Genomic DNA, 12,577 nt, shown 5'->3' with positions numbered 1-12,577 from the left:
CTGCCGCTTCCCTCGTGGAAGCCCTGGGGGAACTTTTCCTGGCATCGGAGGTCTTCAAGAACCGCTCGATGCTGAAGGACCGGATCGGGGAGAAGATAGGCAGCGACTGCCTCTCCCTGGTCGATGAGGGGACCATTCGCTGGGGTAACGGAACATCTCCCTGGGACGGGGAAGGAGTCCCCTCGGGCCCGACGGTTCTGATGGAGCGGGGGCAGGTGTCTTCCTTTCTCTACGATTTGAAGTACGCCAGGAAGTTCAAGGTGCCCTCCACGGGCAACGCCTCCAGGTCCCCCGGAAGCCTTCCGGAGGTGGGTTTTTCGAACCTCTTCGTCGCTCCCGGGGAAAGGAGTCCCCGGCAGATCCTGAAAGATTGCACCGGGGGGATCCTCGTGACGGAATTAATGGGTGTTCACACCATCGACCCGGTCAGCGGCGATTTTTCCCTGGGTATCAAGGGAGCGATGATAAACGGTGCGGGCCGCCCGGAAAGGCCCGTGGCGGGCATGACCATGGCCGGCAACCTCGTGAGCCTTCTTTCGAACCTCGCCGAAGTGGGCGACGACTTGCGGTTCTTCGGCGACATAGGGGGGTGCACTATGGTGGTGCGGAATGTCTCGATGGCGGGCACCTAGGATCACGCTCTGCGCCCTCGCGGCGCTCATACTCCTGCCGCTCCTTTCCCCGGGTGCTCTTTCGGCCCAGGAGGGGTGGGATTTGCTCCGCGGCGGCGAGTCCCTCGGGCGGATTCCCGTGCAGACCGTGCAGGGCGGCAGGCTCGTGGCCCTGGACTCCGCCGTGAGGCTCATCGGTCTCTCCGCCGAGGGAAAGGGCGATACCCTGGTTTTGAAGGGACCGGGAGGGTCTCTTCAGATCTTCCCCGGCGCGGCGGCGGCCATCCACAAGGGAGAGATCATCCCCCTGATGCACGAGGTGCTGCGTGAAGGCGGTCACTGGTGGGTGGATCCCGACTGTGCCCTGGTCCTTTTCGACCGCGTGGCGGGTTCCGGCGGCGGATCCTTCGCCTGGAAGGGTGAGGGTTACAAGCCCAGGCCACAGTCGATCCCCGTCCCGACGCAAGAGGTTGTCGCACCCCAGCCGTCCGGGGCGTCTCTTCCCGGGCCGATTCCCGCTTCCTCGGCCACGGTGAGGTCAATTCGGTGGGGGCGGCAGGATTTCGGCCTCAGGGTCGTCCTGGACCTTTCAAACGTGACCGCCCCTGAAATAAAACCGGGTCCCGGGGCGGTCACGGTGACCATTCCAGGTTTTATGGCCCGGGGTACGGCCGGTTCGGTCTCGCCCTACCCCTCGGAGGTCGGCCTCTCGGTGACCCAGTTCGGCGACCGGGTCGTCCTGGCCTTCAAGCACAATGCCTCGTCGGTAAGGCACTTAGCCCTGGAGGGACCCTTCAGGCAGGTCATCGATTTTTATGACCCCAGGCCCATCGGGACAGCACCGGCGCCCTACGCTCCCTGGACGCAGCCTCCCGAAGAGGTTATCTTCGAGGAAGAAATCTCCGATGAGCCCTGCCAGCCTCTTCCCGTGCCGGTGAAAACTCCTGGCGGCGTTAAGACCGTCGTCATCGATGCCGGGCACGGCGGCAAGGACCCGGGAGCAGTGGCCAACGGCATAAGGGAAAAGGATATAAACCTCCGGGTGGCAAGGCTCATGGCGGACATGCTCAAAAAAGAAGGCCTCAGGGTGGTCCTCACCAGGAGCACCGATGTCTACCTCCAGCTGTCTCAGAGGACGAGCATCGCCCTGAAGGAGGATGCCGACGCCTTTGTGAGCCTGCACTGCAACGCGCTCCCCAAGGGAAGATCCGCCCAGGGGGTCGAGATATACCTTATGGCGCTGCCCAGTGATAAGCACGCCATGGAACTGGCCCTGATAGAGAACAGGGAACTCGTCGGGGGCGGTCTCGAGAGTAGCGAGGCCGTCGACAAGAGGACACGGACCCTGCTGAAGATCCTGGGCGACATGCAGCAAAACGTCAAGATACAGGAGAGCACCTCCTTCGCGGAGATCCTCTACCGCAAGGGCGGAGCGAAGAAGCTCCCCATGAGGAGAGTCGCCCAGGCCCCCTTCTTCGTGCTGCGGGGCGCGGCGATGCCCTCCGTCCTTGTCGAGATGGGCTTCATTACCAACAAGGTGGAAGCGGCGAAGCTCAAAAACGCCAACTACCAGAGGCAGATCGCCGAGGCTCTTTCCGCGGGCATCGTGGAATTCCTTGGGCAGAGCCACTATAATTAGGCGCCGCCCGTCACCCTTTTAAAGACCAATTGCGATCGGAGGGGAATACTATGCGGGAACCCCGGGATTGGGAGAAAAGAGCCCCACGGCCTCTTTTCGAAGACGAAGAAGCGGACGATTTCTACGATGACGATGACGAGACCGGTAGAGTGCCCACGGCCCTCCGGGTCGTTGTCTGGATCTCCGTCCTGGTGCTCCTTTTCGCTGCGGGATACTGGGGCACGTCGCTGACCCTGAAGTACCTGGACAAGAAACAGATCATCGCGCAGCGCAACGTGGTGAGGGACCCGGCCGAGGCGAAAAGGGTCCTGGAGGACACCTCCGAGCCCTCCGGTCTGAGCGTGAAGAGGTCGGGCTTCGAGGTCTTCGTACCCAGGGGCGACATCCTTGAATCCGAGACGGTCTCCCTCGTACCCGGCATCCTCGAGGAGGACGTGAAGACCGTCATACTGGGGCTCATGGAGACCATGAGGGCCGAGAACACCATCTCGGAACAGGTGCGGGTTCTCCACGTCTTCCGCAACGGAGACCTTCTGTACCTCGACCTGAACGACCCCTTCGTGAAGGTGATCCAGAACCTTCCTGCCGAAAAGGCCACCCTGATAATGACATCGCTGGTCAGGACCATCGTCGCCAACTTCTCTCCCGTTACGAGGGTCCGTATCCTGATAAACAGCAAGGATCCGGAGCTCAAGGCCCCCGTGGACCTCACCACGCCGTGGCAACTGAAAATCTCATGACGCTCAGGATGGGAGAGGCATCAGGGAATAGGGTCGACGGGCGAGGCTCCGACGAACTCAGGCCCGTAAACATAACCAGGGGATACAGCCGCTTCGCCGAAGGTTCAGCCCTCGTGGAATTCGGCGACACGCGGGTGCTCTGCACGGCCTCCGTGGAGGAGAGGGTCCCCCTCTTTATGAGGGGCGGCGGCAAGGGCTGGGTGACGGCCGAGTACTCGATGCTGCCGAGGTCCACCGAAACCAGGACCCCCCGTGACAGCGCCCGCGGCGGGGTGAGCGGCAGGAGCCACGAGATCCAGAGGCTCATCGGCCGTTCCCTCAGGGCGGGCACCATCCTGGAACTCCTGGGGGAGCGGACGATCTGGGTCGACTGCGATGTGCTCCAGGCCGACGGGGGGACCAGGGTCGCCGCCATAACCGGGGGATTCGTCGCCCTCGCCGATGCCCTGAGGTGGCTCTATGCCAGGGAGATCATCGATGCCATCCCCTTGAAATGCTTCGTAGCGGCCATCAGCGTGGGCAAGGTCGACGGCGTCATCGTGGCGGACCTCTCCTACGGCGAGGACAGCCGCGCCGAAGTGGACTTCAACATCGTCATGAGCGAGTTCGGGGACTTCGTCGAGGTGCAGGGGACCGCCGAGGGAGACCCCTACTCCAGGCGGGAACTGTTCGGCATGATAGACCTGGCCGAAAAAGGCATAACCTCCTTGATCACGCTCCAGAAGAGTTCGCTGAAACTTTCGGAAGAAGAAGAGAGAGCCCTTGGCGTTGCCCGGGATCGTTTTCGCGAGCGGCAACAGGCATAAGTACCTCGAGATGAGATCCCTCCTTGCCTCCGCGGGGGTGGGACTCGTCTTCGGCATGGACCTCGCCGGCCCCGAAGGGATTCCCGCGGTGGACGAAAACAGGGATACCTACGCCGGCAACGCCGTCCTCAAGGCCATGGCTTGGGCCAAGGCCCTGGGGCGGTCCGTCTTGGCCGATGACAGCGGCATCGAGGTCCGGACACTGGGCTGGGGGCCGGGTGTTAAGTCCGCCCGGGTCGCTCCCGACGACGGAGCCAGGGTGCAATGGCTTCTTGAAAAGATGAAGGGCATTTCAGACAGGGAGGCCCGCTTTGTCGCGGTCCTGGCTTTTTTCGACGTTGAACGGGGCAGATGGTGCCTGGCGGAGGGATTCTGCCACGGCCGTATCGCTTTGGAGCCGTCGGGGAGGTCCGGCTTTGGCTATGACCCCATCTTTGTCCCCCGTGGCTTTGACGAGACCCTGGCGACGCTGGGTCCGGATGTCAAATCACGCGTATCCCACCGATCCGTGGCGGCGGGGGCTCTCTGTCGTATGCTCTCCGGCGGTTGTGTGGTAGAATAAATCTTCGTTTCAGGTCAAGAATCATCTGGGAGGTGCAAGGCGTGAAGGTTTTCCTCACGGTCGTTCATTTGATCGTCTCCATATCGGTGATGGCCGTTATCCTCATGCAGCAGCGCAAGCAGGGCGGCTTCACCGGCGTGTTCGGCGGCGGGACCCAGGCCGATGCCGCCGGGCAGTGGCAGAGATTCACTCTTCTCACCAAGGCGACCATCGTCCTGACGGCCCTATTCCTGGCCACATCACTGATGCTCGTCCTGATACGCTGAAAACCGGGGGTGAGGCCGATGGACTCCCCGAGGCTGGACAGACTCTCCGATGTGTATGCCTTTGAACCGGGGACGGCCAGGTTCTTCAGCGCGACCCACGAGGAGATCCTGTCCGGTAAGACCACCGACATCTACTTCGTGAAGACGAGGGATATCCTTGATGCCTGCGGGAGGCTCGACGCCCCCGTGGTCGCCGAGATCTTTGCCAAGCGGGGTGGTGTGTTCGCCGGGATACCGGAAGTGGTCAGCCTCCTGGAAGGCTCCAACGTGGAGGTCCTTTCCCTGGATGAGGGAGACACCTTCGTACCCGGCGAGGTCGTCACCAGGATAAGCGGACCCTATTCGGCTTTTGGCATGTACGAGACGGTGATCCTGGGCATGCTCGCCAGCTCCACGGGGTGGGCCACCGCCGCCAGGGAATGCGTCGAAGCCGCGGGGGGCAGGCCCGTACTCTCCTTCGGTGCGAGGCACGTTCACCCCGCCGTATCATCGGTGATGGAAAGGGCCGCCGTTGTGGCCGGAGGCTGCGTCGGCGCCAGCTGCATTCTCGGGGCCAAGTTGGCCGGTATAGACCCCAGGGGCACCATCCCCCACGCTGCCATACTGATCGCGGGCGATACCCTGCGGATAGCCAAGGCCTACGATGACTTCCTCCCGGAAGGGGAGCCCAGGATCATCCTGGTGGACACCTTCCATGATGAAGCCGAGGAATCGCTCAGGATCGCTTCCTCCCTGGGCGAGAGACTGTCGGCCGTCAGGCTCGATACCCCCTCCGAAAGGGGAGGGGTGACGCCCGAACTGGTTCGCGAGGTCCGACGCAGGCTCGACATGGCAGGTGCCTCCCACGTGTCGATTACCGTGTCGGGGGGGCTCAACCCCGAAAGGATAAGGCATCTTTCGGAGGCGGGCGCCGCGTCTTTTGGCGTGGGGAGTTACATCGCCCACGCGACTCCAAGGGACATGACCATGGACATCAAGATGGTCGACGGCAAGCCCGTGGCGAAACGGGGCAGGATTCCGGGCATAACCGTGAACCCTTCCCTTGAAAAGTACCTCTAGAAAAGCACCCTCGGGTCGTCAGGGTCGTCCTTGACACCCATGGGACGCTTGGATAGAATAAGCACCGCTCTGCGTTTTTCGTGACCACTGCAGGGAAGGGAATTTATTGTGTCCGCTGCCCTTACGCGGCGAGGCCATTAAGGAGAGGAACTCGGGAAATGGCTGTGAATACGACCTACATGGCAAAAAAGGAACAAGTGGAGAGAAAATGGTTTGTCGTTGACGCCACCGACAAGGTCCTAGGGAGGCTGGCTGCCCAGGTGGCCTTGATACTCCAGGGGAAGAACAAGCCGACCTACACGCCCCATGTCGACACCGGGGATTTCGTAGTTATCGTCAACGCCGACAAGATAAAGATCACCGGGAAGAAACTGGAGAAGAAATACATATATCGCCACAGCGGGTACAAGGGCGGACTCAGGGCCACTTCCTACGGCACCTTCATGGAAAAATACCCCGAACGCCTCTTGGAAAGAGTCGTAAAGGGAATGCTTCCAAAGAATCGCCTGCACTTCGAGAAGAAACTGAAGGTCTACGCGGGACCTGAACATCCGCACACGGCTCAGAAGCCGGAGCCGCTTGATATCCGGTAACGCCACAGGGAAGGGAGGGAAAAAGAGCATGAAGCGATCTGAATATTACTGGGGTACGGGCAGACGCAAGGCCGCCCTTGCGAGGGTAAGGGTGTGTTCCGGTAGCGGGATGCTGAAGGTCAATGAGCGACCCGCCGACGAATACTTCCCCCGCAGCATATGGCAGTCCCATGCTTTCGAGGCGCTCAAGACATCGGGGCTTGAAGGGAAGATCGATGTCTTTGTCAACGCCAGCGGAGGCGGGCTCACGGGGCAGTCCGGCGCGGTCAGGCTCGGACTTGCCAGGGCTCTGCTCAAGATGGATCCCGAACTGAGACCCACCCTCAAGAAATCCGGCCTGCTGACCAGGGACTCCAGGATGGTCGAGAGGAAAAAATTCGGCCAGAAAGGCGCCCGCGCCAAGAGACAGTTCTCCAAGCGCTGATTTTGCCCGGCTTTCACCTACAACGGATAAATCAAGGCGCCCGCCAGAAGAGCGGGCGCTTTTTATTTCGGGAACGGCTCTTATCCTTTTTCCTTGACAGACCGGTCGGTCTGTGGTAGATTTTCCCCTGTTGCGCAAACCTTCGGCCTGGAGGCGATATTATGTCCGATCCCTGCGGAACCAGGGACAAGATCCTGGAGGTTGCCAGGAGCCAATTCGCCAGGAATGGCTATCACGGCACCAGCATGGATGCCATCGTCAAGGATACGGGCCTCAGCAAAGGGGCTCTTTATTGGCACTTCGACGGCAAGAGCGATCTCTTCGCCGCTGTCCTGAGGCGGGAGGTCGAGAAAATAATCCACAGCCACGTGGAAGCCCTCCGCGGAAATGAGGAGGATGTCCGGTCCTTCGTAACCCTCCAGGGGGAATGGATCATCGACATGCTCTGGGAAGACCGGGAGATGTGCCTCCTGTTCATCACCCTTTTCATCGAAAGACTTCGGGGCGGGCAAGAAGGAAGGGAACTATCCGATATAGCCGGGGATCTTCTGGGTATTATCCAGGACAAGCTCTGGCCTGTGACCCAGGAGGTCTTCCCCGCCTTCAGGAGCGGCGAAGCCCGTGGGGATTACAAGAGAATATTGACCACCCTCCGTTTCGTGATGCACGGGATAATCATGGAACTGGGGTTCAACCTGGATCTGGACTCGGCCAGGGAGTTATGGCGTTTCGCCATAGGCCGTTTCGATTTCCAAAGCGAGGGGTTCAAATGACACCGCAGAGAAGGATCATCACCATCGCCTTTATAATGCTGTCCCTCTTCGTAATATTCCTGGGCAGGAGGGCGTGGGCTGACGCAAAGCCCCTTCTGGACGAGGGCCTTGTCGTGGCCCTGGCCATGGAGAATAACCCCCAGGTAGGCATGGCCGAGAAGAGGGTTGAGCAGGCCATGGCCAGGGTCAGGGAGGCCTCCTCCGGGAAGGCTCCCGTCCTTTCGGCCTCCGCGCTCTATCAAAAAACCTACGGTGAACCGCGATACCCGCTGGTGACCAATGATCCAAACCTCCACGGCTACGCCGAGGCCGGTTTCCGCGAGATGTGGAGGACGGCCCTGAGCCTCTCCTGGCTTGTCTACAGCGGCGGCGCCGTTGAAAGCGGCATCCGCGCCGCCGAGTTCGCCGTTGAAGCCGTCCGGGCCGAATCGGAAAGGACCGGCCAGGTCGTGGCCCACGCGGCCAGGAGTGCCTTCTTCGAACTCCAGAGGGCCCGGGCCGGGGCCGTTGTAGCCGAGGAAGCCAGCCGGTTGGCCCTGGATCACCTGGGAAGCGTCGAAGCCCTTTACCGAAACGGCGTGGTGGCCAAAAACGAGCTGTTGAGGGCAGAAGTGGCCGTCTCCGACGCTAAGTTGAACCTCATCCGGGCGGAAAGCGGCATCGAGGTCGCTTTCAGCGCCCTCGAAAGGGCCGTCGGGACCGGGATAAAGGACAGGTATCAACTCCCCGAGCCCCAAAAAGAGCCCTCCCCCGTTGAAATACCCGGGAATGCTCTCGGGGCGGCCTTGGCCGGCCGTCCCGAGTTCAGGGCGCTGGAGTCGTCGGTACGCTCGGCTAGGTCCATGGCTGTCGCGGCCCAGGGGGAGAAGGGCCCCTCGGTTTACCTCCAGGGGGAAGCCTTTTCCGTGGGGCAGACCTTTTATCCCGATGCCGCCGACGACTGGAAGATCTCCCTGGTAGCCCAGTGGACCCTTTATGACGGAGGCAAGGCCAAGGCCCACAGGGACGAAGCCCTCGCCCTGGCCGGGGAACTGCTGCAGCGGGTGGAGGACATGAAGCGAAGCGTGGATCTCGAGGTCTCCATCGCGACGCTGGACCTCCGTTCGGCCCTCCAGCGGCTCGAGGTCGCCCGGTCCCAGGTGGCCCTGGCCGAGGAGGATTACCGCATGGCCGAGGCCAGGTACTCGGCCCAGGTGGGCACCAACATCGATGTGCACGACGCCAGGGTGGCCCTGTCAAGATCAAGGACCCAGCTCGTCGATGCCGTTTACGACGCGTTGAAGGCCCGCTCTGACATGGAACTGGCGCTGGGCGAGGCAGTAAAGATCCCCGTGGACGAAAGGTGATGGGCATGAAAAAGACAGTGGTGATGGTTGCTATCGTCGCAGTTTTCGCAGGACTTATCCTTTTCAGGGGGCATCAGCAGGGCAGGATCAAGAGCGCCCTTCCCGAGGAGGAGGTCGCCAGGGTCGAGACGGTCCACCTGAGGGAGATGAATCTGGCCGAGGTCGTCGAGTTCACCGCCAACATCGAGCCCCAGGAGCAGTCCGCGGTGGTGCCCAAGGTCCCCGGTAGGACCGTACTGGAGGTCTTCGTCCGCGAGGGGGACAGGGTCAAAAAGGGTCAACCCCTGGCATCGCTTGACAGGAGCCTCGTCCACCGGCAGCTGGAGGAAGCCCGGACCCTTTACGAGACCGCCGCCGCCGATTATGAACGCTACCAGTCCCTCTACAAGGAGGAGGTGATCAGCCGCCAGGCCGCGGACCAGGCCAGGGCCCGTTACACCCAGGCGAAGTCGGCCTACGAGCAGGCCAGGATCATGGGCGGGTATCACACCATCACTGCCCCGGCCGAAGGCATCGTGGCCAGGCGTTTTATCGACCCCGGCGATACCGCGCCCCAGGGCCCGGCTTTTCTTATCTTCAGGCAAGACAACGTCAAGGCCGTTGGGGCCGTCCCCGAAAGGCTCTTCCCGGCTATCGTCCCGGGCGACAAGGTCACCATGCTTGTCGATGCCCTTCCCGGCAGGGAGTTCGTGGCGGTGGTCACGAACATCTCCCCCGTCATCGACCCAGCCACTCGCACAGGAAAGATCGAAGTCACCCTCCCCTCCGAAGGGGTGATATTACCGGGTATGTTCGCCCGGGCAAGGATAACCTCGGGTGAGAAAAGGGTCATGGCTCTCCCCCGTGAGGCCGTCAGCCGCCTAGCCGGCACAGGCGAGACGATATGCTACGTGGCCGAGGGCGGCAAGGCCGTTCTTCGTGTCATCAGTACCGGCATCGAGCGGGAAGGCTTCGTGGAGATCACGGGAGGCCTCGATCCCGGTGAGGAAGTAATCACGACCCGGGCCGGCACCGTCAGGGACGGGACCAGGATAGAGGTGTACCGAAGGTGAAGCTCCCCGAGATCTCCGTCAAGCGTCCCGTCATGACCCTGATGGTCTTTCTCGCCGTCCTGGTCATAGGTTCTATTTCCTTTCTCAACCTTAAACTGGACCTCCTCCCGAAGATCGAGCCGCCCGTCATGACGGTGATCACCCCGTGGCCGGGGGCATCGGCCAGCGACGTGGAGCAGAGGATAACCAAGGTTATGGAGAACAGTCTCTCCATGCTTGAAGGGGTGGACGACCTCATCTCCAGGTCCCTCGACAACATCTCCGTCGTCTCGGTGAAGTTCAAATGGGGCGTGGATCTCGATGTCCGGGCCGGCGACGTGAGGGATGCCGTCAACTTCGCCAAGAGGGAACTCCCCTCCGACGCGGAGGAATCGGTGGTGCTCAGGATAACCTCGGGGACGGTCCCCGTCGTGCAGGTCGCCATGACGGCCGAAAGGTCCTACCAGGGGCTCTATCATTTTATCGACAAGAACGTGGCGGAGGAACTCTCCAGGGTGCCGGGTGTGGGCCAGGTCCTCATCTTCGGTGGCGTGGGCCGGGAGATCCAGGTCCTCCTCGACGCCGACAGGCTGGAGGCCATCGGGCTGCCCCCCGATGCCATTGCGGGCGTCCTCGAGAGTGAGAACCTCAACATCCCCGCCGGGTCCATGAAGGAGGGCCGGACGGAGTACTTCATAAGGGTGCCGGGCAGGTTCACCTCGGTGGAAGAGATCGCGAACACCGTCGTGGGCCTCCGGAACGGAAATCCCGTCAGGTTGGCCGATGTCGCCGAGGTCAGGGACGGTTACAAGGAATTGACCATGAACGGGTGGAAGGACGACCAGGCCGCCGTCGTTCTCATAGTGATGAAGAACAGCGACGCCAACACCATCGAGGTTTCCCGGGCGGTCCTGGAAAGGCTCGCCTGGCTGGAGGAAGAGAGCTTCCCCTCCGACGTGACCTACGAGGTGGTCCTGGACACGGCCGACTTCATCATGAACTCCATATCCAACCTCAGCGTCTCCCTCATGGTGGGGATAATCCTGGTGTTCCTCGTCACCTGGGCCTTCCTGAGGAGGTTCCGCGCCTCCCTGATCGTGGCGGGGGCCATACCCTTTTCGCTCATCATAACCTTCATAGCCATGGGGCGCCTCGACTACACGATAAACATATTCACCCTCTCGGCCCTCGCCATGGCAAGCGGCATGGTGGTGGACAACGCCATCGTAGCGACGGATCAGATCATCTACCACATAGAACAGGGAAGCCGAAGGCGTGTCGCGGCCGTGCTGGGCGCCAGCGAGATCGGTTCGGCCCTGATGGCCTCGACGCTCACCACGATCGTCGTGCTTCTCCCCCTCGCCTTTCTTTCCGGCCTGGTGGGCGTGTTCTTCTCGGCCCTCACGGTGGTCATGGTCCTGGCGGTCTCGGCGTCTCTTTTCGTGGCTCTTACCTTCATACCCATGATGGGCAGCAAATTCTTCGGCCGCGAGCCGGGGAAACTGAAAATACACCAGGTGACCGAGAGATTCTTCTCCCGCATGGAGGAAGTGTATTCGTCCATGCTGGCCTGGGGGCTGGACAATCGCAAGAAGGTCATAGCCTCGTCGCTCCTGTTGCTGCTGCTCACTTTCCTCGGTTTCCGGACCATTGGGACCGAACTGACCCCCGACCCGGACACGGGCGACATATCTATAACCTTCTCGCTTCCCGAGGGAACCAGGCTCGAGGTCACCGACGAACTTGTCAGGGAGGTCATGGCTTATTGCCGGCAGACCATCCCCGAGGCCCAACTCGTCTTCGGGATGGACGGAATGGAGGAAGGCGGCCTCTCCGTGGCCGTCGGTCAGAAAGCGGGCCCCAACACGGGTACTATCGGTATTAAGCTCGTCGACAAGAACAAGAGGGACAGGTCCGCCTTCGAGATCGCCGGCGAAATCCGCGACTGGATCCACGCGAAGCCTGGCATCGAGGATATGACCGTCTTCGTCAGTTCGCCCATAAAGGCCATGTTCCTGGGTTCCAAGCCCCTGGATATAGAGATCTACGGCGATGACCTGAAGCAGGTGACCAGGGCGTCGTCGATGATCGCGTCGGGCCTCGCCGAGATACCGGGCACGGCCGATATATCGGTCAGCCGCCGGGAGGACCGTCCCGAACTCTGGATCGAACCGGACAGGGAAAAGGCGGCCCACCTGGGCGTCAGCACCGCCGCCGTCTCCCGCACCGCCAGGATCTACTTTGCGGGATACGAGACCGAGGGATCCTTCTGGGAGGGTGAGGATGACTTCCCCATCAGGGTGAGGTTGAGGGAGGACCAGAGAGATAGCAGGGACGTGTTCGGCCGGCTCACCGTTCCCTCGTCATCGGGGGCGCTCGTAAAGCTGTCGTCGGTGGCGGCGATGAAGGACGAGGTGGGTCCGCCCCAGGTGGAGCGCAAAAACAGGCAGAGATACCTGACCGTCGGGGCCAACGTCCACGGACGGTCCCTTGGGGAGGTCACCGCCGACGCTGTGAAGATGGTCCAGGCCATGGAAGTACCCGAGGGAGTGAGGATATCCTTCGGAGGCGAGATAAAGGAGCAGCAGGACGCCTTCCGGCAGATGGGGCTCCTGGTCCTGCTGGGCATAATGCTCGTCTACATGGTCATGGCGGGCCAATATGAAGCCTACCTGGACCCCTTCGTCATACTCTTCAGCATCCCCTTCGCTCTCACGGGGGTGGTCT

Annotated in this window: 13 protein-coding genes; all 13 read left to right on the top strand. The window is 61.6% G+C overall.

Annotation, left to right across the window (positions count from 1 at the left end; translation table 11 throughout):
- Positions 1-632, top strand: a 632-nt coding sequence (locus tag GX108_00535; protein ID NLO55535.1) for a TldD/PmbA family protein, incomplete at its 5' end; no start/stop codon positions are given.
- Positions 610-2,250 (top strand): N-acetylmuramoyl-L-alanine amidase, encoded by a 1,641-nt coding sequence (locus tag GX108_00530; GenBank protein ID NLO55534.1) that lies wholly within the window; start codon positions 610-612, stop codon positions 2,248-2,250. The genes GX108_00535 and GX108_00530, both read left to right, overlap by 23 nt.
- Before the next feature lie 50 nt (positions 2,251-2,300).
- Positions 2,301-2,990: a GerMN domain-containing protein gene (locus GX108_00525; GenBank protein ID NLO55533.1), complete on the top strand. Its 690-nt coding sequence runs from the start codon at positions 2,301-2,303 to the stop codon at positions 2,988-2,990.
- A gap of 8 nt (positions 2,991-2,998) precedes the next feature.
- Positions 2,999-3,796: a ribonuclease PH gene (gene rph, locus GX108_00520; GenBank protein NLO55532.1), complete on the top strand. Its 798-nt coding sequence runs from the start codon at positions 2,999-3,001 to the stop codon at positions 3,794-3,796.
- Entirely contained in the window at positions 3,753-4,358 is a 606-nt protein-coding gene (locus GX108_00515) for a non-canonical purine NTP pyrophosphatase (GenBank protein ID NLO55531.1), read from the top strand. The genes rph and GX108_00515 overlap by 44 nt, the downstream gene beginning before the upstream one ends.
- A 41-nt stretch (positions 4,359-4,399) precedes the next feature.
- Positions 4,400-4,624 (top strand): preprotein translocase subunit SecG, encoded by a 225-nt coding sequence (secG, locus tag GX108_00510; GenBank protein ID NLO55530.1) that lies wholly within the window; start codon positions 4,400-4,402, stop codon positions 4,622-4,624.
- Positions 4,625-4,642: 18 nt separating this feature from the next.
- Complete coding sequence (locus GX108_00505; GenBank protein NLO55529.1) at positions 4,643-5,683, top strand: nicotinate phosphoribosyltransferase; 1,041 nt, start codon at positions 4,643-4,645, stop codon at positions 5,681-5,683.
- Between the two features lie 158 nt (positions 5,684-5,841).
- Positions 5,842-6,276 (top strand): 50S ribosomal protein L13, encoded by a 435-nt coding sequence (gene rplM, locus GX108_00500; protein ID NLO55528.1) that lies wholly within the window; start codon positions 5,842-5,844, stop codon positions 6,274-6,276.
- 28 nt (positions 6,277-6,304) lie between these two features.
- A complete protein-coding gene (rpsI, locus tag GX108_00495) occupies positions 6,305-6,700 on the top strand; it encodes a 30S ribosomal protein S9 (protein NLO55527.1) in 396 nt (131 codons plus the stop codon).
- A 161-nt stretch (positions 6,701-6,861) separates the two neighbouring features.
- Entirely contained in the window at positions 6,862-7,473 is a 612-nt protein-coding gene (locus tag GX108_00490; GenBank protein ID NLO55526.1) for a TetR/AcrR family transcriptional regulator, read from the top strand.
- Positions 7,470-8,819: a TolC family protein gene (locus tag GX108_00485; protein ID NLO55525.1), complete on the top strand. Its 1,350-nt coding sequence runs from the start codon at positions 7,470-7,472 to the stop codon at positions 8,817-8,819. Before GX108_00490 ends, GX108_00485 begins: the two co-directional genes overlap by 4 nt.
- A 5-nt stretch (positions 8,820-8,824) precedes the next feature.
- Positions 8,825-9,871: an efflux RND transporter periplasmic adaptor subunit gene (locus GX108_00480; protein NLO55524.1), complete on the top strand. Its 1,047-nt coding sequence runs from the start codon at positions 8,825-8,827 to the stop codon at positions 9,869-9,871.
- On the top strand, positions 9,868-12,577 hold a 2,710-nt coding region (locus GX108_00475), incomplete at its 3' end, for an efflux RND transporter permease subunit (GenBank protein ID NLO55523.1). The genes GX108_00480 and GX108_00475, both read left to right, overlap by 4 nt.

The sequence above is a fragment of the Thermovirga sp. genome, assembly GCA_012523215.1.
GTDB lineage: Bacteria > Synergistota > Synergistia > Synergistales > Thermovirgaceae > 58-81.
The sequence above is the reverse complement of the archived record's forward strand: the minus strand, read 5'-3'. Positions and strand labels throughout refer to the sequence as shown.